Here is a 21,976-nt window from a genome sequence, read left to right as displayed (position 1 = left end):
CCCGCCGTCTTGCCCACGTTCGCCCCGCCCGCCCGCTACGACGACGCCCGCCTCGACTCGTACGTCCCCCAGACGCCGGGGCAGGCGACCGCGCGCGATAAGGCGCGGGCGTTCGTGCGGCTCGTCCGCGTCCGCGCCGCGCGCCCCGCGTGGCTGCGGATGTTCAAACGGGACGACGGCCTCAGGGGCGGGCTCTACCTCGTCGGTCCGGTCGGGACCGGCAAGACGCACCTGCTGGCGTCGATCGTCCACGAGTTGGCGGACCCGCCGCCGGGAAAGGACGCCGTCCCGTGCGCGTATGTCCACTCGTCGGAGCTGTTTCGCGCGGCCGAGCCGCCCGAGGTCTGGGCGCAGGCCATCGCCGACCGCGCGCGCGTGCTGTGCGTCGACGAGGTGGAGCTCGACGACCCGGCCGGTGAGGTCCGGCTGATCGCCGTGCTCCGGGCCTTGCGCGAGCGCGGTGTGCTGCTGGCGGCGACCTCGAACGCCGAGCCCGAAAAGTTTGTCAGCGCCAGCCTGGGCCGGGACCGGCTCGAGCGGTTCATCTCCGAAGAGTTCGAGACCCAGTACCACGTCGTCTTCGTCGGCGGCGACGACTTTCGCCAGCGGCTCGACAAAGAGGGCCGCGCGTTCGTGGGCGAGGCCGACGCCGCGACGGCCGCGCTCCGGGCCGCCTACGACGCCGCGCCCGAGCCCAAGCGCTGGCTCGGCTTCGACGACCTGATCCGCCTGACGACCGAGACCGAGCGGACCCGGCTCGCGAAAGACCTCGGCTCGGCGCGCGCCCTGTTCCTGGACGGCGTCCGCGTCGACGACACCGACGACGCCCTGCGCCTGCTGCGCGTGGCCGACGACCTGTACGCCTTGCCGGACCCGCCGACGCTGTCGTTCTCCTCCCCCACCCCGCCCGCCGAGTGGTTCGCCGCGAGTGGCCGGAGCGGCGTCGAGGCGGCCATCGCCGAGAAGTTTACCCGGACGACGAGCCGGTTGACGGCGTTTGCAGACGTGGAGTACGTCGGGTGAGGATTCGGGGGACGGGAATCCGGGACCGGGCGGACAGGCTTCACCCGTCTCTCGCTCGCGCCTCCGATCCGATGCCCCTCCGATTCGCCGTCCTCGCCCTCGTCGCCCTCGCCGGGTGCGCGCCCCTCAAGCGGTCCGCCGTGGCGGCTGGCGTCGCTGCCCTCCGCGCCGATGCCGGGCTCGACGTCCGCGAGGCGACCGTCGACGGCCGGACCGTCGCTTACCTCGAACGGCCCGGCAGCGAGCCCGCCCTTGTGCTGCTCCACGGGTTCGGCGCCAACAAGGACGCGTGGGTGCGGCTGGCGGACGCGCTGCCCGAGGGCCGCCGCCTGCTCGCGCCCGACCTCTCCGGCCACGGCGACTCGCCCGCCGCGATCGGGCCGTACGGCACGGAGCGCTACGCGACCGAGGTCGCGGCGTGGCTCGACACGGTCGCCCCCGGCCCGGTCGACATCGCGGGCAACTCGATGGGCGGCGCCGTCGCCGCGCGGCTGGCGCTGGCGGGCCGCGCGCGGCGCTTGGTCGTGATGGACCCGGCGGGCGTCGCCGGCCCCGAGCCGTCCGGCCTCGACTCCCTGCTGGCGCGCGGCGAGGTCGGGCTGATCCCGACGACCCGCGCCGAGTACGACCGCTTTGTCGACCTGACGTTCTCGCGCGACCCCGACATCCCCGGCCCCGCGCGCGACGTGCTCGCGGCCGACAACGTCGCGCGCGAGCCGTTTCTCACAGGCCTGTTCCAGTCGCTCGGCGCCGAGGGCGACGCCCTGCGGCCACGCCTCCCCGAGATCACCGTGCCGACGCTTGTGATCTGGGGGGCCGAGGACCGCGTGCTCAGCCCGTCCGCCGCCCCAATCTGGGCCGACGGCCTGCCCGACGCCCGGCTCCGTCTCCTGCCCGGCGTTGGCCACGCGCCGATGATGGAGGTGCCCGACGAGACGGCCGCGCTCGTGGAGGACTTTCTGCAGTGACGCAGCGAGCGGGCGGTAACCTTGGACTCCTCCCCTGCCCTCCGCTATGCGCCTCGCCCTCGTCCTCCTCGCCGCCGCCCTCACCGGGTGCGCCGGGTCCGTGTGCTGCGCGCCCTCCCCGATGCCCGACGCCCCCGACGCCCGCGCCATCGCCCTCGCCCACGACGCGCTCGTCGTCGACACCCACATCGACGTGCCGTACCGCTTGCGCGAGCGGTTCGAGGACGTCTCGCAGGCGACCGCGACCGGCGACTTCGACCACCCCCGCGCCGTCGCGGGCGGACTCGACGTCGCGTTCATGTCGATCTACGTGCCGGCGAGCTATCAGGAGACCGGCGGCGCGCGCGCGTATGCCGACTCGCTGATCGACATGATGGAGGAGATCGCCGACGCCGCGCCCGCCAAGTTCGCCGTCGTCCGTTCCGTCGCCGACGTCGCCCGCTTGCGCCAGCCGGGCCGCGTGCTGTTCGCGCTCGGCATGGAGAACGGCGCGCCGGTCGAGGGCGACCTCGCCTCTCTGGCGCACTTCCGCGACCGCGGCATCCGCTACATCACGCTCACGCATAGCCGCGACAACGAGATCTCGGACTCGTCCTACGATGAGACCGGCACGTGGGGTGGGCTCAGCGACTTCGGCCGCGAGGTCGTCCGCGAGATGAACGCGCTCGGCCTCATGGTTGACATTTCGCACGTGTCCGACGCGGCCTTCGACGACGCCCTGGAGGTCTCCACCTCGCCGATGATCGCCAGCCACTCGTCGGCGCGGCACTTTACGCCGGGCTTCGAGCGCAACATGTCGGACGACATGATCGTGCGGCTGGCCGAGGCCGGCGGCGTCCTCCAGATCAACTTTGGCTCGACGTTCCTGCTCAAGCGCGTCCAGGACGACCGGGCCGCGCTGCGCGAGCGGTTCGCGGCCGAGCTCGACGCCCGCGGCATCGAGCCCGGATCCCCCGAGGCGGACGCGTTCCAGGCGACGTTCGACGCCGAGAACCCGCTCCGGCTGGCGGAGGTCGCCGACGTGGCCGACCACATCGACCACGTCGTGACCCTTGTCGGCATCGACCACGTCGGGCTGGGAAGTGACTACGACGGCGTCGGCCCGACGCTGCCGGTCGGGCTGGAGGACGTCTCGACGTATCCCAACTTGGTGGCCGAGTTGCTGCGGCGCGGCTACTCCGACGTGGGCATTCGCAAGGTGCTCGGTGGCAACACGATGCGCGTCTGGGCCGAGGTCGAGCGGCTGGCAACCCGGTAAGCGGCTACTCGGCCATGGGGACCGAGATGCGGACGGCGGTCCCCACCCCCCGCTCGGATCGGACCTCGACCTCCCCGCCTAGCAGCGTCGCCCGCCGCCGGAGGTCGCCGAGTCCCCGGCCGGTGCGCTCGGTGTCGGGGGCACCGGCGCCTCGGTCGCGCACCTCCAGCCGGCACTCGTCGTCCTCGCACCACGTCCGCACCCACGCCTCGCCCGAGTCCGCGTGCTTGACGACGTTGAGCAGCAGCTCGCGAGCGGCCCGGGTGAGCATTGCGCGGGCCGCGGCCGGCGGTGCCGGGTCGTCGACGACGTCGAGGTGGACCACGAGCCCGTACCGGTGCTCGGCGTCGTCGGCGACCCAGCGGAGCGCGCCGCCGAGCCCTTCGGCGTCGAGGCTCGGCGGGCCCAGGTCGGCCGAGAGGTTCCGGGTCTGGGTGATGGCCTCGTCGGCGAAGCCGGCGATCCGTTGGGGCAGATCGGCCGTCGCGCCGGGCGTGCCGAGCAGCGACACGTGCATCTTGAGGCCGACCAGCACCTGCTGGAGGTCGTCGTGGAGCAGCTGGGCCACGCGCTCGCGCTCTCGGTCCTCGGCGCGCGAGAGCGCCCGGGCCAGCGCGCGCGCCTCGTCGGCCCGCTCGCGGAGCTGGGCCGTCTGGGCGTCGACGCGGGCTTCGAGCTCGTCGGTAAACTGGCCGAGCCGCTGGAGGAGGTCGCGGACCCGGAGCTGCTGGCGCCGCCCGCGCAGGGCGAGGGCGACCACGGACCGGAAGGCCGCCGCGCCGATCGGCCGCGTCATCAGGGTCAGGTGGACGCCCGGCCCGAACCGGTCGGCGGCCGCGAGGTAGCGGTCCGCTTTCTGGTCGTCATCGACGAACAGGACGACCGGGATCTCGGACCACGCCGGCCGGTCCGCGCGCGACAACCCCTCGACCACGCCGGGGACGGCCAGCGCCTCGGTGGTCAGTACGACGGCCCCGAGGTCCGGCCGGCCGACGGCCTCGGCCAGCCCGGCCGCATCCTGGACCAAGACGACCGGGACGGCGTCTCCGAGAACGTGGGTGGCGAGCGCGGCGTCGCGCCCGACCGGGGCGAGGACCACGACCACCAGGGGGCCGGGCACGGGAGGCATAGACATCTCCGGTTCCGACGGTCCGGCCCGGCGCGGGGTCCCGGTCACGGGGATGTGGGGAGTTCCCCTCGGGCCGGCTTAGGCGACCGGGCCGCCCAAGAGCACCGGCGCCCCGCTCAGCACCCCCTGGTAGTCCGAGATCTCGGCCCCGACCTCGAGGCCGGCGTCACTCATCACGAACTCGCGGACCCGCTGGTCGTGCCCGCCCTGACGCCGCTTCACGACGGCGAGCGCCTTCCGGACGCGGCCCTCGGCCTCAAACTGGCGCAGCAACAGCACCGTGTCGGCGATGTAGCTGACATCGATCTCCGACGACGCCTGAGCCCCGATGATGCCGTGCTGCGGGACCGTCACGAACGTGACGACGCCGCGGTCGCCGAGGTACGCGAGCAGGTCGTGGAGCTGGGTGGCCGCCCGGCCCGGGCTCGGGCACGAGTCGGTAAACCCGCTCAGGCTGTCGATGACGACGACCCCGACGCCGTCGTCGGCGGCGGCCCGGACTTCCTCGACGAACCGGCCCGTCGTCATCACCGAGGCCGAGAGCTGGCGGATCTCGAGCCGGTCGCCGGCCGCCCTGCAGTCGTAGCCGAGCCCGGCCATCCGCGTCACCAGCGTCTCGCGGCGCTCGTCGAACGTGTAGATCGCCGCGCGCTCCCCGCGCTCGGCCGCGCTGATGGCGTACGACGCCGCCAGCGACGACTTCCCCGTGCCGGACACGCCGATCACGACGCACGATGAGCCCCGGTCCACCCCACCGCCGAGCAGCGCGTCGAGCCCGTCGGCCCGCGTCGTGGCGGGCGCGGCCGCCGCCCCGCTGCGGCCCTCCGAGTCGGCCACGCCCCCGTCGGCGAGGCGCATCGACAAGCTGGGGTAAACGATGATGCCGGACGGCTCGATCTGGAAGTCGTGGAAGCCCGTCGGGTTGTTGACCCCACGGATCTTGGGGATCTCGAGCCGCCGGTACACGTCGCCGTAGGCCGGCGCGTCGCGTTCGAGGCGGACGACCCCGTGCATGATCGAGTACACGGCCCCGTCGCCCGGCTGGCCGGTGTAGTCGTCGACCAGGAGCGTCGTCACACCCGCCGCGCCGAGTGTGTGCTTGAGGGCCAAAAACCGGCGCCGGCTGGAGAGCGCGTCGCCCGCGAGCAGGCGGATCTCGGCGGCCGAATCGAGCACCATGCGCGACGGCCGGAGCCGCTCGACCTCGGCGAGCACCCGGTCGATGATGTCCTCGAGGTCGGTCTCGTCCGTCTCGAACAGGGTGTGGCCGCGGGCGTGGAGGTCGAGCCCCCCCGTCTGGGCGTCGATCACGTCGATGCCGTCGAGCGTCCAGCCGTGCGAGGCCGCGATCTCGGCCAGCTCTTCCGCCCGCTGCGACAGCGTGACGTAGAGCACGCGCTCGCCGGCGGCGACGCCCTCCCGGCAAAAGTGGAGCGCGAACGTCGTCTTGCCGGTGCCGGGGCGCCCCTCCAGGAGGTACATCCGGCCCTGGGGAAAGCCCCCGTTCAGGAGCACGTCGAATCCGGGGACGCCCGAGGGCGCGCGCACGGTGGTGGGAACGGACATCGGCAGAGAAACAGGGACGGCAGAATATAGGTGCGTCACGTGTGGAGTGCGCCACGGTACCGAGGCCGCCCCCCCCACCCGGGTCAGTGCGCGTCGAGCCAGTTGTCGGCGACCCCGATGTCGACCACGACCGGCACGTCGCCGAGCGGGTACGCCGTCGCCATCTGCTCGCGGACGAACGCCGAGACCGCGTCGGTGTCGGCCTCCGGCACCTCGAAGACGAGCTCGTCGTGGACCTGCAAGATCATCCGTGTCCCGGCCGACACGTCCGGCAGGCCGCTGGCGATCGACAGCATCGCGATCTTGATCATGTCCGCCTGCGTCCCCTGGATCGGCATGTTGACCGCCACGCGCTCGGCGAACGCGCGGTCGTTCGGGTTGCGGCTCCCGATCATCGGGAGGTAGCGGCGCCGGCCGAGCAGCGTCTCGACGTAGCCCCGCTCGCGCGCCTCGACGACGAGGCCGTCCAAAAACTCGATGACGCGCGGGTACGAGGCCCGGTACTGGTCGATCAGCTCTTTGGCCTCGGCGTTCCCGATGCGCAGCCGGCTCGCGAGCCCGAACGCCGAGATGCCGTACGGGATGCCGTAGTTGACCTGCTTGACGCGGTCGCGCTGGGCGCGCGTCACCTCGTCGTAGGCCACGTCGAAGACGCGCGCGGCGGCGGCCGTGTGGATGTCCTGGTCGGCCGCGAACGCCGCCGTCATGTCGGGGTCGCCGGACATCGAGGCGATGATGCGGAGCTCGATCTGGGCATAGTCCGCCGCCATCAGCACGTGGCCGGGCTCGGCGACGAAGGCGCGGCGGATCTCCTTCCCGAGATCCGTCCGGATCGGGATGTTCTGCAAGTTCGGGTTCGACGACGACAGCCGCCCGGTCGCCGTGACGGTCTGGTTGAAGTCGGTGTGGACGCGTCCCGTGTCGGGGTGGATGAGCTCGGGGAGCTTGTCGACGTACGTGCTCTTGAGCTTCGAGACCTTGCGCCAGTCCAGGATGAGCGCCGGGAGCGCGTGCTCCTGGGCCAACTCGCTGAGCACCTTCTCGTCCGTCTTCGGCTGGCCGGACTTGGTCTTGCCGAGCGGGATCAGCCCGAGCCCGAACGTCGGCGCCTCCTCGGCGAGCTGCTTTTTGGTCTTGGGCTTGGCGTCGGGGTCGCCGGCCACCTCGCCCGCGTCGTAGTCCCGCATGTCCTGGAGCCAGGTCTGGTAGGCCGCCTGGTCCTCGTCGGTCGGCGGCGGGTTGAACAGGACCTGGCCGATCTGCTTGGGCGACCCGATCCCGAACTCCCGACCGGTCTGCTCGAAGATCTGGCCCTCCAGCTCCTCGATCTGGGCGTCGAGCTGGACCCGGATGTCGGCGAGCACCTTCTCGTCCACCTTGACGCCCGCCATCTCCATCGCGGCCAGCACGGGCACGAGGGGGAACTCGATCTCGTTGGCGATCTGCAACAGCCGCCCCTCGCCGTCGTCGACCGCTTCGAGCGCGTCGGTCAGGATCGGGACGAGCCGGAGCGCCACGTCCGCGTCCTCACACGCGTACGGTCCGGCGTCCTCGACGGCCACCTCGCGCATCGTGATCGCGTTCTTGCCCGTCCCGATCAGGTCGGTGATCGGCTGCGGGCGGTAGTTGAGGTGGAAGCTGGCGACGTCGTCGAGCTTGTGGCTGGCCTCGGGGTTGATGAGGTAGTGCGCCACCATCGTGTCGAAGATGTCGCCGCGCACGGTCACGCCGTGCCGCGCCAGCACCTTGAGGTCGTACTTGACGTTGTGGCCCACCTTGGGGAGGTCCGGGTCCTCGAGCGCCGCCCGGATCGCGTCGAGCGCCGTCGCCGTCGGCGTCCCGTCGGGGAGCGGCGTCGGCAGGTAGACGGCCGTCTCCTCCTCCTTCGACAGCGCCACGCCGACGAGCTCGGCGTGCATCGGGTCGACGGACGTGGTCTCGGTGTCGAACGACAGCTGGTCGGCGTCGGTGACGGCCTCGGTCGCGAGCCCGATGTCCTCGGCCTCGTAGACCGTCGCGTAGTTCACCCCGCCCGCGTCGAGAGCCGTGACGGGCTCGTACGGCCCGAAGTCGAAGCTCAGCGACGGGTCCTCATCGGGCAGCGTCGTCGTCGTGGCCGTGCGCTGGCGGCCGGCGGCATAGTCGCGGACCCGGTTGCGCAGGCGTGAGCCGAAGCCGACCTCGTTGAACAGCGCCTCGACCTCGTCGAGGTCGGGGTCCGTCCGGCGCAGCGTGTGCCAGTCGAGCTCGTGCCCATCGGGCCCCGTCAGCGGCACGTCGCAGCGGATGGTGACGAGCTGCTTCGAGAGGCGCGCGTCGTCGGCGTACGTCGTCATCCCCTCGCGCGCGCGCTTGCCTTTGAGGTCGCCGGCGTGCTCGATCAGGTTCTCGACCGTCCCGTACTCCTCGATGAGCTTGATGGCCGTCTTCTCGCCGATGCCCGGCACGCCCGGCACGTTGTCGGCGCTGTCGCCCATCAGCGCGAGCAGCTCGACAAACTGGGCCGGCTCCAGGCCGCCGTACTTGGCGCGGAAGGTCTCGGGCGTCTCCAGGTCGAACGCCTCGCCCTGATACGGCGGCCGCAGCATCGAGACGCGATCCGAAAGAAGCTGGCGGAAGTCCTTGTCTGCCGAGAAGATCACGGCGTCGACGCCCTCGTCCTCGGCGCGCTTCGCGAGCGTCCCGATCACGTCGTCGGCCTCCATCCCGTCGACTTCCAAGACCGGGATGTCGAACGCCGTGCACAGCCGCTTGAGGAGCGGGATGTTCGACTTGATCTCGGGCGGCATCGGGGGCCGGTGGCCCTTGTAGTCGGCGTAGAGCTCGTCGCGGAACGTCGGCCCGCCGCCGATCACGTCGAACACGACGGCGATGTGCTCGGGCTGCTCGTCCTCCAGCAGCTTCAAGAGCGCTGTCGTGAAGCCGTACAGCGTCCGCGTGTCGGTCCCGTCCGGCGCCGACAGGGTAGCGTTCTTCATCGAGAAGAAGGCCCGGTACGCGAGCGCCATCGCGTCGGCGAGGAAGAGCGTCTCGCGGCCGGCGTCGGACTCGACGGCCGCGAGCGGGTCGTCGAGGTCGTCGGGGAGCGTGACGTCGAGGCGGGCGGTGTCGAAAAGGCTGGGCTGGTCGGCCATCGGGGCGCTGCGGGCGGGCTTCGGAAACGGTCGGGACACGCTAACGCCGACCGGTGCCGACGGGTTGTCGCTGTCGCGCTCTCGGCGCCCAGTTCTCGCGACGCCGCTGGCGGCGACTCGTTGACCCACGCCCCGACATCGGTCACCGCCACGCCAAACCCATCCACCAAGGCCCAAACATCACTCACCACCACCCGGAAATCGTCCACCAAGCCCTCAACATCGTTCCCCGGGGTCCCAAACCGTCCACCAAGCCTCCGAAATCGGTCACCAAGCCCCAGCAATCGGTCACCACCCCCCGGGAATCAGTCCCCAAGCCGTCGACATCGTCCACCACCACCTGAGGGTGATTCAACACGGTTAGGAAGTGCAGATCCGGCCCCGCTGGCGGCTCGGGACATTCCCCAGCGCACCGGCCGGCCGGAGCTTGTCTCCCCCACCCGGGTTCTCGGCACCACGTCCCCCCCCACCGCTCGATGCCCGCCTCCCCTGTCCTCTTGTTCGATATCGACGGCACGCTCTTGCAGTCGCACGGCGTCGGCCGCCGCTCCGTCACGGCCGCGCTCGCGGACTTGGTGGGCGACACGTTCGACTTTTCCGACGTCACGTTCTCGGGCAAGACCGACCCCCAGATCTTCCGCGAGGTGCTCGAGGCGGCCGGTCGTCACGGGCTCGCGGTCGAGGGCGCCACGCCCGAGGCGTTCCTGTCGCTCTACGCTCGCGAGATGGAGGCGCGCCTGCCGTCGGCGACCGTCGAGGCCCTGCCCGGCGCCGTCGCGCTCGTCCGCCGGCTCGCGGGCGACGGCGCCGAGATCGGCCTGCTGACCGGCAACATCGAGGCCATCGCCTACGACAAGGTGGCCCGCATCGACCTCGGCCGCGAGCTCTTCCCCTTCGGCGCCTTCGGCAGCGACCACGCCGACCGCGACGCGCTCCCCGCGATCGGCGCGCGGCGCGCCAGCGACCACCTCGGGCGCACGATCGAGACCTCGGAGCTCGTCATCATCGGCGACACGCCGCGCGACATCGCGTGCGCCCACGCCTCCGGCGCGTTCGCCGTCGCCGTCGCCACGGGCCGCTACTCGGCCGACGAGCTGGCCGACGCCGACCTCGTGCTCGACACTCTGGAGGCCTTCTCGCTCGACACGCTCCGCGCGTGACCGCGCGGCTCCGCGCCGCCGCCCGTCGTCTGAAGCTGGAGGTCGACGCGCTCGCCATCGCCCGCCGTGACCCGCGCGTCCCGCGCGCCGCCCGCGTCGTGATCGGGCTCACCGTGGCGTACGCCCTCAGTCCCGTCGACCTGATCCCGGACGTCATCCCCATCCTGGGGCTCCTCGACGACGTGGTGATCGTCCCGTTGGGCCTGTGGCTGGCGCTGCGCATGGTGCCGCCCGAGGTGATGGCCGAGGCGCGGGTGGAGGCCGACCGCCGGCCGCCGGGAACGTTGGGGCTGTCCCGCGTCGGGCTGGCGCTCGTCATCGCCGGGTGGGCGCTCGCGGTCGTGCTGACGTGGGCGGCGTGGCGACGCTGGGGCCCCGACACCTAAACATGCCGCAGCGCGGCACACCGACGCCGCTCGCGGGTATGGCCTGTCGCCCCTTCCCCACCGCCGATGCCGACTGCCCCCGACCCGACCGACCGCGACCACCGCTGGGCCTACGCCTTCGCCGACGCCCCGGCCACCGACAAGGCGCTGCTCGGCGGCAAGGGCGCCGGGCTCGCCGCGATGACGGCGGCCGGCCTCCCCGTCCCCCCCGGGTTCACCATCACGACCGAGGCGTGCGTCGCGTACCAGGCGCGCGGCCACCACTTTCCCGAGGGCATGTGGAGCCAGGCGCGCCACGCGCTCGCCGCCGTCGAGGCCGACACCGGCCGGACGTTCGGCGGCGCCGACGCCCCGCTCCTGCTCTCCGTCCGTTCCGGCGCCGCCGTGTCGATGCCGGGCATGATGGACACGGTCCTGAACCTGGGCCTCAACGACGAGACGGTCGAAGCGCTCGCGGCCCAGACCGGCGACGCCCGGTTCGCATACGACGCCTACCGCCGCTTTGTCGCCATGTTCGGCGAGGTGGTGATGGGCGTGCCCGGCGAGCGGTTCGCCGCCGCCCTCGACCGCGCCAAGCACCGCGCCAGCGTCACCCGCGACGTCGACCTCGACGCCGACGCGCTCCGCGCCCTCGTCGCCGACGAAAAGCGGATCGTGTTCGGCGAGCAGCGCGGCCAGCCGTTCCCCGACGACCCCGAGGAACAGCTCCGCATGGCGATCGCCGCCGTGTTCGACAGCTGGGACAACGACCGCGCCCGCGCCTACCGCCGCGTCCACCGCATCCCGGACGGCATCGGGACCGGCGTGACCGTCCAGGCCATGGTGTTCGGCAACATGGGCGACGACTCCGGGACCGGCGTCGCCTTCACGCGCGACCCCTCGACCGGCGAAACGGGACTCTACGGCGAGTACCTGCTCAACGCCCAGGGCGAGGACGTGGTGGCCGGCGTCCGCACGCCCCGACCGATTGCCGAGATGGCAGGCGACCTGCCCGAGACGTTCGAGGAGTTCCGGGCCATCGCCCAGCGGCTCGAAACGACGTACGGCGACGTGCAGGACGTCGAGTTCACCGTCGAGCAGGGGCGGCTGTGGCTGCTCCAGACGCGGACCGCCAAGCGGACGGGCGCCGCCGCCGTCCGCATCGCCGTCGACATGGTGGCCGAGGGCGTCATCGACGAGTCGACGGCCGTCCGCCGCGTCGACCCTGGCGCCCTCGACGGGCTGCTCCACCCGACCATCGACCCCGCCGCCGAGCCCGTCGTGCTGGCGGTCGGGCTCCCCGCCAGCCCCGGCGCCGCGACGGGCCGCGTGGCCTTTAGCTCCGAGGACGCCGAGGCGCGCGCCGACGCGGGCGAGCCGGTCATCCTGGTCCGCCAGGAGACCTCGCCGGACGACTTCCACGGCATGGTGGTCTCCCAGGCCATCGTCACCGCGCGGGGCGGCATGACGAGCCACGCCGCCGTCGTCGCGCGCGGCATGGGCACGCCGTGTGTCGCCGGCGCCGACGCCCTCGCGATCGACGCCGCGCAGGGACGGCTGGAGGTCGACGGTCACACCGTCGTGGCGGGCGACTGGATCACCGTCGACGGCGCGACCGGCCGCGTCTTGCTGGGCCGCGTCCCGACCGTCCAGCCCGTGCTCGGCGACGACTTCCACACGCTGATGGGCTGGGCCGACGGGCTCCGCCGCCTGCGCGTCCGCGCGAATGCCGACACGGCCACCGACGCCCGGACCGCGCGCGAGTTCGGGGCCGAGGGCATCGGCTTGTGCCGGACCGAGCACATGTTCTTCGGCGACGAGCGGCTGGCGGCGATGCGCGCGATGATCCTGGCCGAGTCGGCGGGCGGCAGGGAGGCCGCACTTCGAGCCCTCCTCCCCTTCCAGCGTGCCGACTTCGACGGCTTGTTCCGCGCCATGGACGGCCTGCCCGTCACGGTCCGCCTGCTCGACCCGCCGCTCCACGAGTTCCTCCCCGACCTCGTCGACCTCCACGACCAGCTCGCCGAGACCAAGCTGGCGCTCCGTCGCGCCGACTCGCTCGGCGCCATGGACGGCCTGCTCGACGACGCCGACACCGCGCGCGCCCTGCTCCGCCAGGTCGAGCGCCTGCGCGAGCAGAACCCGATGCTCGGCTTGCGCGGCTGCCGCCTCGGCCTGCTCTACCCCGAGATCACCCGGATGCAGGTCCGCGCCCTGTTCGAGGCCGCCGCCGACTGCGTCGAGGACGGCGTCGACGTGCAGCCCGAGGTGATGGTGCCGCTCGTGTCGGTCGCTGCGGAGCTCGAGAACCAGGCTGCCGTCGTCCGCGAGGTGGCCGACGAGGTGCTGGCCGAGCGAGGCGTCGAGTTGGAGTTCCTCGTCGGCACGATGATCGAGCTGCCCCGCGCCGCGCTCACGGCCGGCGACATCGCCGCGCACGCCGAGTTCTTCTCGTTCGGAACCAACGACTTAACCCAGACCACCTTCGGGCTAAGTCGAGACGACGCCGGGCGCTTTCTGTCGACCTACGTCGAGCACGGGATCCTGGCCGACGACCCGTTCCAGACCATCGACCGGGAGGGCGTCGGAGAGCTGGTCCGGCTCGGGACCGAGCGCGGCCGGGCGGCCGTGCCCGGCCTCAAGGTGGGCGTCTGCGGCGAGCACGGGGGCGACCCGGCCTCGGTCGCCTTTTTCCACGGCGTCGGCCTCGACTACGTGAGCTGCTCGCCGTTCCGCGTGCCGGTCGCCCGGCTGGCCGCCGCCCACGCCGCGCTCGCGGACGCCGACGCTTAGCCGCCAAAGCGCCGGAGCGTCCGCTCGACGGGCGCCCGGTAGCCGGGGCCGTGCGTCAGGTGGTTGATGAGGTGGAAGAGGTTGTACACCTCGGCTCTCTCCTCAAAGCCGGGCGCCAGCGGCCACGCCTCGCGGTAGCCGTCGTAGAACGGCGCGTCGAAGCCGCCGAACAGGCGCGTCATCGCGAGGCCGGCCTCGCGGTGGCCGACGGAGACGGCGGGGTCGAGGATCGCGAACTGGCCACCTGCCAGCGGGACCGCGTTGCCCGCCCACAGGTCGCCGTGCAGCAACGACCGCGCGGGAGCCTCGGGCAAGAGCTCGGGCAGCCGGGCGACGAGGCGGTCGAGCCACCGGTCCCACCCCGCGTCCCACGCGCCGCGCTGGCGGACGGTCTCGGCCTGCGCGAGCAGGCGCCGCTCGCCGAAGAACGCGGGCCACGAGCCGAGCCACCCGTTGCGCTGGGGCTTGCTCCCGATCCAGTTGTCGACGTCCCACCCGTAGCCGTCCCCCGGGGCTGGCGCCCGATGGAGGGCTGCGAGCGCGGCGCCAAACCGGCGCCAAGCGTCGGGGCCCGGCCGGCCGCGATCGAGCCACGGAAGCACGAGCGCGCCCGGGCCCTCGGCGTCGGGCGTCCGGCTCGCGAGCGGGCGCGGCACCACGAGGTCCGCGCCCGACACATCCGCGAGCGCCGCCAGCCCCTCCGCTTCGGCGGCGTACGTCTCCCCCGCCGCCCCGCTCCCCCACTTCACGAACACGGCGCCCGCATCGGTCTCGACGCGCGCGGCCTGCGACACGTCGCCGCCATCGACCGGCGCCGCCGACCGGACGGCGCCAGCGGCCGACTCCACGAGGGCGCGGACGGCGTCGGGCAGCATCAGCCCCGGGTGCGTTCGCGCAGGAGCATCATGAGCAGCGACACCACGAGCAGTTCCTCCTGCTCCGCACCGAGCGTCGCGTCGAGCCGCTCGAGCTCGAAGCGTCCCTCCCACAGCGCGGGTTGCTTAGAGAGCCGGAAGACGGGGGCGCCCTCCTGCTCCGGCGTCGCCGGGTCGTCGGCCTCGACGGTGTAGCTGGGGTTGAAAATGTAGCCGCCGAGGGCGCCCAGCAGCGGGATCTCGCGGAAGAGCGCGTCGCCGACCTTCGTCCAGGCGTTGTCCTCGTGGATGCGGTAGACCGTCTGGCCGTCGGCGTCGAGCACGTCGTAGCGGGCCCGCCAGAGGGAGCGGCGGCCCTTGCGCGCCAGCGTCCCCACGTGTCGGCCGTGGCCGTCGCGGATCTCGTAGGCCGCGTTGAAATCCAGGATGCGGTCCGCCGCGATCGTGTACAGGGCGGTCGCCTTGGACTCGTCGCGGTACACCGTGACGGCCTCCTTCAGTTTGAACGCCTTTTGGTGGACGTACATGAACGGCGACCCGGTCGCGTCGGTCACGCGGATCTGGGGCGCGACGGCGAGGATCTTGAAGGAGAGCTGGAACGGGTACAGCACGGGGCGGGGGCGAAGGACGGGATCCGATGGTACGGGCGTCCCTCTGCCTGGGGCCCGTCCTCCCGCGGCGGCCCGGACCCAGGAGGATCTTCCTGGGGGCAAACCTCCCGAGACTATGGCGTTGTCCCCGACCATCTATTCTGTCTTGCCAGGTGACAAATGCTTCGGTACAAAGGTAGACTAGATCTTTGCTTCTCCTCAGGATCGGCCGATGCCCCGGTCCGTCCCTTGATCTATCCGCCCCTTGCCCTGACGTTGCCCACGCTGGTCGCCTTCCTGCTGCTGAGTGCGGTCGCCGCCGCGCAGCCCGTGCTCCCCCTGTCGGGGCCGGAGCCCGACTTGGCGGGCCACCTCGTCGCGCTCGTCGACCCCACCGGCGCGCTGAGCGTGGACGACGCGGCGGAGTCTGAGGCCTACCGGCCCGTCGCGCCCGTGCTGGGTCGACCGGCGCTGGCCGCCCCGGCCGTCTGGCTCCGCCTGACCCTTCAGGCGCCCGCCGACGCCCCGAGCGCGTGGGCCCTCGAGACGAAGGCGGAGCGCATCGACGTGTACTGGGCGGGCGCCGGCGGCCGGCGCCAGCACCGCGTTGCGGGGATCGACGTGCCGGCCGCCGAGCGCGACCTCGACCAGGGCTTCCCGGGGACCGTGCTCCTGACGCTCGCGGCGGGCGAACGCCGGACCCTGCACGTCCGCGTCGCGCACGACCCCTACGGGTCCGAGGCCACGCCGCACCTCCGCCCGATCCGGATCGTGCGCGCCGCCGACGCCACCTTGCGGGGGCGGTCGCTGGCGCTGTGGAACGGGCTGTTTTTCGGGGCCCTGCTCGCGCTGGCCCTGTTCAACCTCGCGATGCTCGTCGCCCTCCGCGACGCCAGCTTCCTGTACTACGTCGGCTACGTCGGCGGCATCGGGCTGTACTTCCTGACCGTCTACCGCTACGGGTTCGACGCCTTCTGGCCGGCGGACCTGGGGTGGTCGCCCGTCGTGCAGACGGTCGCGCTGCACGTCGGGCTGGCGTGCTTCCCGCTGTTCGTGCGCGCGTTCCTCGGGCCGGAGCGCGTGGGCCCCCGTCTCGACCGGGCCCTGCTCGCGCTGGCGGCCGCCGTCGCCGCGGGGCTCGTGGTGACGCCCGCGCTGGGCTGGCGGGCCGGGTCGCTGTGGATGTCCGGGCTGGTGCTCGCGCTGATCGCCGTGACCGTCGCCGCGATGTGGCGGGGGTGGCGGAGCGGGTACGCCCCGTCGGCGCTGCTGCTGGCGTCGTTCGCCGTGCTGGCGGGGAGCACCGCCGGCTTTGTCGCGCCCCAGTTCGGCGCGCCTCCCGTGGACTGGGCGATGGAGGCCGTCCAGGCGGGGCTGGCCTTCGAGGCGCTGCTGCTGGCGGTCGCCCTCGCGTGGCGGGTGGCCCGGCTCCGCACGCTCCGCGCCGAGGCGTCCTCGGCGCTCGCGGCCTCCGAGATGCAGCGCCAGCAGGCCGAGGCCGCCGCGGCGACGCTCGAGGAGGCCGTCCAGCTGCGGTCGAACCTGCTGGGCTTCGCCGCCCACGACCTCCGGACGCCGCTGGCGAACGTGCTCGGGCTGGCCGACCTCGTCGCCGCGGCCACCCGGTCCGCCAAGGTGACCGACCACGCCCACCACATCGGGCGCGAGGCGCGGCGCCTGCTCCGGCTCATCGACGACCTCCTGGTGACGGCGGCGCTCGACGGCGGCCACCTCCCCGTCGTCCTCGAGCCCCTCGACCTGGGCGCCCTCGTCGACGCGGCCACCCAGCCGTTCGCCCCTCGCGCCCGGGCCAAGGGGCAGACCCTGGCCGTCCGCGCCCCGCGCGGCCACCTCGCCCGGCTCGACGTGGACCGGTTCACCGAGGTCGTCGACAACCTGGTCTCGAACGCCGTCAAGTACACGCCCCGGGGCGGCACGGTCGAGGTCGACGTGCGGGGGACGGACGACGAGGTGTGGATGTGCGTGGGCGACTCCGGCCCCGGTGTCCCGGTCGAGGACCAGGCGCGCATGTTCGAGCCCTTCGCCCGGCTCGCGGCGACCCCGACGGCCGGCGAGCCGTCGACGGGGCTGGGCCTGTCCATCGTCCAGCAGATCGTCGCGCTGCACCACGGCCGCGTCGACGTCGACTCGGCGCCGGGGCGCGGCACGCGGATCACCGTCGTCCTGCCCGCCGCGTCCGTCGAGCCGGGCGGCGACGGCAGCACGGCTCAGGTCGAGGTGCCCCAGCCGTAGACCGCGCGGAGCCGGTCCAGAATGGCGTCCGTCGTGCGGTCGGCGATGGCGTAGACCGTCTCGAAGCCGTCGGCCCCGCCGTAGTACGGGTCGGGCACCTGGTAGTCGCCGGGTTCGGGGTCGAACTCGCGGAAGAGGCGGACGCGCGTGCCGTGGTCGCCGTCGGGGTTGAGGGCGAGCGTGTCGTGGAGGTTGTCCTTGTCCATCACGAAGACGTGGTCGTAGTCGTCGAGGTCGTGGCGGACGAGTTGACGGGCCTGCAAGCGCGCGAGGTCGGTGCCATGGGCGGCGGCGGTCGCCGTCATGCGGCGGTCGGGCGGGGCGCCGACGTGCCAGCCGCCGGTCCCGGCCGAGTCCACGACGACGCGATCGGCCAGGCCGGCGGCGGTCACCTTGTCTTGGAACAGGCCCTCGGCGAGCGGGCTCCGGCAGATGTTGCCGAGACAGACGAACAGGACGCGGACGGGGCGATCGGAGGGCACGGGCGTGGGGCAGGCATTCGCCGAGACTACCCCGTCGGGGTGTGCGGAGGTCCGGCCGGTCGGATACCTTGGCGCGGCCCCCGGTCCCCCATGCTCCGCCTTTTCCCTCTCGCGTTCGCGCTCGCGTTGGCGGCCGTCCCGGCGGCCCAGCCGGCGTTCCCGGACTCGCTGGACCTGTTCCTGATGGCGGGCCAGTCGAACGCGGTCGGCGCCGGCGGCAACCCGGCCCTGGCGCCGACCCCGGCGCGCGGCACGGCGTACCTCGTCCGCGTCCTGACCGACTCGCTCGGGCCCCAGGGCGGCCCGTTCGTCGAGCTCGTGACCGTCCGCCCGAACACGCTGGTCGGGGGGACCGCGCTGCCCACCTTCGCCGTCGAGTACGCCGAGCGGACCGGCCGGCCGACCGCCTTCCTCCAGACGGCCTTCGGGGGGACCTCAAACGTGGCGGCCGCCGACCGCGGGCGGGGCCACTGGAGCGCGCGCGAGCTCGGGCCGGGTGCCGGCGGCGGCCCCAACCGCTTCCAGCTCGCCATCGACCTGCTCGACGCCTTCCTCGAGAACGCCCCCGACGGCATGCCTGCCCTCCGGTTGGCCGGGCTGTTCTGGATCCAGGGCGAGACCGACGCCCACGAGATCGACCGCGGCCGGATCCGGACGGCCGACTACCGGCAGGACTTCCGCGCGACGCTGACGGCGCTGGCGGACACGCTCGCGGCCCGCGCCGGCTACCCGGTCCCGATCTACGTCGTCCAGATCGGCCACCTCGCGAGCGGCGACACGCCCGGGTTCGAGCAGGTCCGCGCCGTTCAGGCCGACAGCGAGGCAGCGGCCGGGTACTCGCTCGTCTGCGACCACGCCCACACGTTCCCCGAGATCGGGCTCATGGCCGACGATGCGCACTGGAACCAGCTCGGGCTCAACCACGCTGGGCTGGAGCTGGCGGTCGCCGCCGCCGCCGACGCCCCGCCTCGGCCCGTGAACACGGCGGACGAGGACGGGCCCGCGCCCGCGCCGCTCCGCGTGCTCGGCAACCCCGGGCGGCGCGGCGCCCGGTTCTCGGCGCCCGTCACCGGCGTCGTCGTCGACGCGCGGGGCCGCGTCGTCGCCCGGCTCGACGGCGCGCTCGCGACGCCCGAGCTCGCGCCCGGCACGTACGCTGTCCGCACCGCGGCCGGGGCCGTCCGCTTCACGATCGCCCGCTAGCCCGTCTTCGCGGCGCCTTTCACTGTCCGTTGAAACCGGTCCCCGGCCTCGCCGGTCTACCCCCGGACCCATCGGCCGACCCGAGACCCGACGTATGCCCGAGAGCGCCCCGATCCACACGCCCGGCCCCCTCCTGGCCACCATCGCCAGCCCCGCCGACGTCCGCGCGCTCCCGGTCGAGCAGCTGCCCCAGCTCTGCGACGAGCTCCGCGACTTTATCGTCGACATCGTGGCCGTCCACGGCGGCCACTTTGGCGCCAGCCTGGGCGTGGTCGAGCTGACGGTCGCCCTGCACTGGGCGTACGAGACGCCCGACGACCAGCTCGTCTGGGACGTCGGCCACCAGGCCTACGGACACAAGATCCTGACCGGCCGGCGCGAGGCGTTCCCCACGAACCGCAAGTACGGCGGGCTCTCGGGCTTCCCCAAGCGCTCCGAGTCCGAGTACGACACGTTCGGCGTCGGCCACGCGAGCACGTCGATCTCGGCGGCGCACGGGATGGCCGTCGCGCAGAGCTTGCTGGGCTCGGCCCACCGCGTCGTCGCCGTCATCGGCGACGGCTCGATGACGGGCGGGCTCGCGTTCGAGGGGCTCAACAACGCGGGCGTGTCGAAGTCGGACCTGCTCGTCATCCTCAACGACAACCGGATCTCGATCGACCCGAACGTCGGGGCGCTCCACGAGTACCTCGCCAAGGTCTCGTCGTCGGGCTCGTGGAACGCGCTCAAGGGCGAGGTCTGGGAGCTGTTCGACAAGATGAAGGGGCTGGGCGGCGGCCACCTCCAGCGGCTCGCGAGCCGCGTCGAGAACGGGCTCAAGGCGGTCCTCACGCCCGGGATGCTGTTCGAGGCCTTCGGCTTCCGCTACATCGGGCCGGTCGATGGCCACGACGTGGTCGAGCTGGCGACGCACCTCAAAAAGCTCCGCGCGCTCGGCGGCCCGATCCTGCTCCACGCGCTGACGGTCAAGGGGAAGGGCTTCGCACCGGCCGAGGTCGACCAGGTCAAGTGGCACGCGCAGTCGAGCCCGTTCGACAAGGTGACGGGCAAGAGCCTAGCCAAGCCGACCGCCTCGGGCACCAAGCCGCCGAAGTGGCAGGACGTGTTCGGCGACGCCGTCATCGAACTGGCCGAGGCGGACGACCGCGTCGTCGGGGTCACCGCCGCCATGCCCTCGGGCACGAGCCTGGGCAAGATGATGGAGGCGATGCCCGACCGCGCCTTCGACGTGGGGATCGCCGAGATGCACGCCGTGGTCTTCGCGGCCGGGCTGGCGACCCAGGGGCTCCGTCCGTTCGCGGCCATCTACTCCACGTTCCTGCAGCGCGCGTACGACGGCGTCGTGCACGACGTGGCGCTCCAGAAGCTGCCCGTCACGTTCTGCATCGACCGCGCGGGCGTCGCGGGCGCCGACGGGCCCACGCACCACGGCGCGCTCGACATCGCCTACCTCCGCCCCGTCCAGGGGCTCGTCTGCGCCGCCCCGCTCCACGAGCAGGACCTGCGCGACCTGCTGTACACGTCGCTCCAGCACGACGGGCCGATGGCGATCCGCTACCCGCGTGGCGCGGCGACCGGGATGCCACTCCGCGACGCCTTCGCGCCGATCGAGATCGGGACGGGCCAGCGCGTCCGCGACGGCGCCGACCTGGCGTTCGTGAGCTACGGGGCCATCGGGCAGTACGTCATCGAGGCGTGCGAGCGGCTCGCGGCCGAGGGCATCGAGGCGGCCCACTACGACTTGCGGTTCGTCAAGCCGCTCGACGCGGCCCTCCTCGCGGAGGTCTTCGAGCGGCACACGGCCGTGGTCACGGTCGAGGACGGCGTGCGCGACGGCGGCGCCGGCTCGGCGGTCGTCGAGTGGGCCTCGGACGCCGGCGTCATCGACGGCACGCGCGTCGTCCGCTTGGGCCTGCCGGACCACTACATCGAGCACGGGACGCAGCGCCAGCTCCACGACGAGGTCGGCATCGGTCCCGACGGGCTCGTCCGGGCCGCGCGCGAGCTGGTGGGCGCGGGCGTCGGCGGCCCCGCCGTCGGCGCCGAGGCGGCCTAGCCCGCTCCTCCCCTGCGGGCGCCTGGGTCAGTCGGCTCGCTCCCGCAGGAGGTCGAGGACGGCGGCCTCGGGCGGGCGCAGGCCGTCGGGCGTGTTGCCCGCGTTCCGCCGGCGGACGCGGTCGCGGAGGTCGCCTGCCCGGAAGGCGTCGAGCACGTCGGGGTGGACGTAGTACTGGCGGCACACGGCGGGCGTGTTGCCGAGCACGCCCGCAGTCTCCTGGATGGCCGCCACGATGCAGGCGTCGGGCTCGCTCGCGTCCTCGACCGCCGCCAGCTGCTCGGCCGCGGCGACCGTCCCGCCCCACGTCCGGAAGTCCTTGGCCGTGAACGCCTCGCCCGTCGTCTCCTGGAGGTACCCGTTGACGTGGCCGCTCTCGACGTCCTGCTTGTCACCGGCCTCGTCGTAGAACTGGAAGAGGTCGTAGCCCGGGATGTCGCGGCAGGCCTTGACGAGCCGCGCCAGCCGCGCGTCGTCGACGGTGATCTCGTGGGCCTTCCCGCTCTTGCCCACGAACGCGAACGTGACGGCCGAGCCCGCGAACGAGACGTGCTTGTCGCGGACCGTCGTGAGCCCGTACGACCCATTCTCGGACGCGTACTGCTCGTTGCCCACGCGGACGAGCGTCTCGTCGAGCAGCCGGACGCACAGCGCCAGCACCTTCTCGCGGCCCAGCGCCGGCTGGCGCAGGTCGGCCTCGACGCGCGCGCGGATACCGGGCAGCGCCTCCCCGAACCCGACCATCTTGTCGAACTTGAGCCGGTTGCGGTGAGCGGTCCAGTCGTCGTGGTAACGGTACTGCTTGCGGCCCTTGGCGTCCCGCCCGGTCGCTTGGAGGTGGCCGTTGGCCGAGGGGCAGATCCAGACGTCCTCCCAGGCGGGCGGGATGACGAGCGCCTCACACCGCTCGCGCGTGGCGTCGGAGACGAGCGCGCCGTCGGGGCCGTGGTACGAGAAGCCGGTCCCGCGGCCGACCCGGGTGATGCCCGGTCGGGCGTCGTCGACGTAGCGCAGGCCGGGCGGGGTGGAGGGCATCGGATCCGAGAAGAGGGCCGGGGAAACTCGGCGACCGGCGCCTGTGGTCCCCCGGGGCGGCCGCTCAGGCGGGCCCTGGTACGATC

Annotated in this window: 16 protein-coding genes; 9 read left to right on the top strand and 7 right to left on the bottom strand. The window is 73.0% G+C overall.

Translation table 11 applies throughout. The annotated features are described in order from the left end of the window. The first annotated feature begins 9 nt into the window (after positions 1-9). The 3 genes from zapE (at position 10) to ACLIRP_RS03295 (ending at position 3,249) form a co-directional block, all read left to right on the top strand. On the top strand, positions 10-1,023 hold the full coding sequence (gene zapE / locus ACLIRP_RS03305) for an AFG1/ZapE family ATPase (RefSeq protein ID WP_412062537.1): 1,014 nt from the start codon (positions 10-12) through the stop codon (positions 1,021-1,023). Between the two features lie 71 nt (positions 1,024-1,094). Further along, positions 1,095-1,991 carry an alpha/beta fold hydrolase gene (locus ACLIRP_RS03300; RefSeq protein WP_412062536.1) on the top strand — a complete coding sequence of 299 codons (897 nt, stop codon included), beginning with the start codon at positions 1,095-1,097 and terminating at the stop codon, positions 1,989-1,991. A gap of 46 nt (positions 1,992-2,037) precedes the next feature. Continuing rightward, the gene (locus tag ACLIRP_RS03295) at positions 2,038-3,249 is read left to right on the top strand and encodes a dipeptidase (RefSeq protein ID WP_412062535.1); all 1,212 of its coding nucleotides are present in this window, start codon (positions 2,038-2,040) and stop codon (positions 3,247-3,249) included. A 4-nt stretch (positions 3,250-3,253) separates the two neighbouring features. Here ACLIRP_RS03295 and ACLIRP_RS03290 read toward each other — a convergent pair whose 3' ends face one another. The 3 genes from ACLIRP_RS03290 to ACLIRP_RS03280 all read right to left on the bottom strand — a co-directional run bounded on the left by ACLIRP_RS03290 (position 3,254) and on the right by ACLIRP_RS03280 (position 9,078). Then, the gene (locus tag ACLIRP_RS03290) at positions 3,254-4,369 is read right to left on the bottom strand and encodes a sensor histidine kinase (RefSeq protein WP_412062534.1); all 1,116 of its coding nucleotides are present in this window, start codon (positions 4,367-4,369) and stop codon (positions 3,254-3,256) included. An 87-nt stretch (positions 4,370-4,456) separates the two neighbouring features. Then, complete coding sequence (locus ACLIRP_RS03285; protein WP_412062533.1) at positions 4,457-5,944, bottom strand: ATPase domain-containing protein; 1,488 nt, start codon at positions 5,942-5,944, stop codon at positions 4,457-4,459. Positions 5,945-6,027: 83 nt separating this feature from the next. After that, entirely contained in the window at positions 6,028-9,078 is a 3,051-nt protein-coding gene (locus ACLIRP_RS03280; protein WP_412062532.1) for a DNA polymerase I, read from the bottom strand. A 476-nt stretch (positions 9,079-9,554) separates the two neighbouring features. Between ACLIRP_RS03280 and ACLIRP_RS03275 the strand changes: the two genes are divergently transcribed. The 3 genes from ACLIRP_RS03275 (at position 9,555) to ppdK (ending at position 13,396) form a co-directional block, all read left to right on the top strand. Beyond that, a complete protein-coding gene (locus ACLIRP_RS03275; RefSeq protein ID WP_412062531.1) occupies positions 9,555-10,238 on the top strand; it encodes an HAD family hydrolase in 684 nt (227 codons plus the stop codon). Beyond that, complete coding sequence (locus ACLIRP_RS03270) at positions 10,235-10,624, top strand: YkvA family protein (RefSeq protein WP_412062530.1); 390 nt, start codon at positions 10,235-10,237, stop codon at positions 10,622-10,624. The genes ACLIRP_RS03275 and ACLIRP_RS03270 overlap by 4 nt, the downstream gene beginning before the upstream one ends. 66 nt (positions 10,625-10,690) lie before the next feature. Then, on the top strand, positions 10,691-13,396 hold the full coding sequence (gene ppdK, locus ACLIRP_RS03265; protein WP_412062529.1) for a pyruvate, phosphate dikinase: 2,706 nt from the start codon (positions 10,691-10,693) through the stop codon (positions 13,394-13,396). On the opposite strand, the gene ACLIRP_RS03260 is transcribed toward ppdK, so the two are convergent. After that, positions 13,393-14,271 (bottom strand): fructosamine kinase family protein, encoded by an 879-nt coding sequence (locus ACLIRP_RS03260; RefSeq protein ID WP_412062528.1) that lies wholly within the window; start codon positions 14,269-14,271, stop codon positions 13,393-13,395. The two genes, ppdK and ACLIRP_RS03260, sit on opposite strands and share 4 nt — an antisense overlap. Continuing rightward, positions 14,271-14,882 carry a hypothetical protein gene (locus ACLIRP_RS03255; protein ID WP_412062527.1) on the bottom strand — a complete coding sequence of 204 codons (612 nt, stop codon included), beginning with the start codon at positions 14,880-14,882 and terminating at the stop codon, positions 14,271-14,273. The genes ACLIRP_RS03260 and ACLIRP_RS03255 overlap by 1 nt, the downstream gene beginning before the upstream one ends. Positions 14,883-15,137: 255 nt before the next feature. On the opposite strand from ACLIRP_RS03255, the gene ACLIRP_RS03250 reads away from it, so the two are divergent. Then, the gene (locus tag ACLIRP_RS03250; protein ID WP_412062526.1) at positions 15,138-17,114 is read left to right on the top strand and encodes a 7TM diverse intracellular signaling domain-containing protein; all 1,977 of its coding nucleotides are present in this window, start codon (positions 15,138-15,140) and stop codon (positions 17,112-17,114) included. On the opposite strand, the gene ACLIRP_RS03245 is transcribed toward ACLIRP_RS03250, so the two are convergent. Beyond that, positions 17,090-17,596, bottom strand: a complete 507-nt coding sequence (locus ACLIRP_RS03245; RefSeq protein WP_412062525.1) for a low molecular weight protein-tyrosine-phosphatase — start codon at positions 17,594-17,596, stop codon at positions 17,090-17,092. The two genes, ACLIRP_RS03250 and ACLIRP_RS03245, sit on opposite strands and share 25 nt — an antisense overlap. A 90-nt stretch (positions 17,597-17,686) precedes the next feature. Between ACLIRP_RS03245 and ACLIRP_RS03240 the strand changes: the two genes are divergently transcribed. Further along, positions 17,687-18,799, top strand: coding sequence for a sialate O-acetylesterase (locus tag ACLIRP_RS03240; RefSeq protein WP_412062524.1), 1,113 nt, complete (start codon positions 17,687-17,689; stop codon positions 18,797-18,799). 94 nt (positions 18,800-18,893) lie between these two features. Beyond that, positions 18,894-20,855 carry a 1-deoxy-D-xylulose-5-phosphate synthase gene (dxs, locus tag ACLIRP_RS03235; protein ID WP_412062523.1) on the top strand — a complete coding sequence of 654 codons (1,962 nt, stop codon included), beginning with the start codon at positions 18,894-18,896 and terminating at the stop codon, positions 20,853-20,855. 27 nt (positions 20,856-20,882) lie between these two features. Here the strand turns inward: dxs and ACLIRP_RS03230 are convergent, their stop codons facing one another. Next, positions 20,883-21,890 (bottom strand): DNA topoisomerase IB, encoded by a 1,008-nt coding sequence (locus tag ACLIRP_RS03230; protein WP_412062522.1) that lies wholly within the window; start codon positions 21,888-21,890, stop codon positions 20,883-20,885. Between the last annotated feature and the right edge of the window lie 86 nt (positions 21,891-21,976).

The sequence above is a fragment of the Rubrivirga halophila genome (assembly GCF_046845755.1).
GTDB lineage: Bacteria > Bacteroidota > Rhodothermia > Rhodothermales > Rubricoccaceae > Rubrivirga.
Note: the sequence above shows the minus strand (reverse complement) of the source record. Positions and strands in the feature narration are given on the sequence as shown.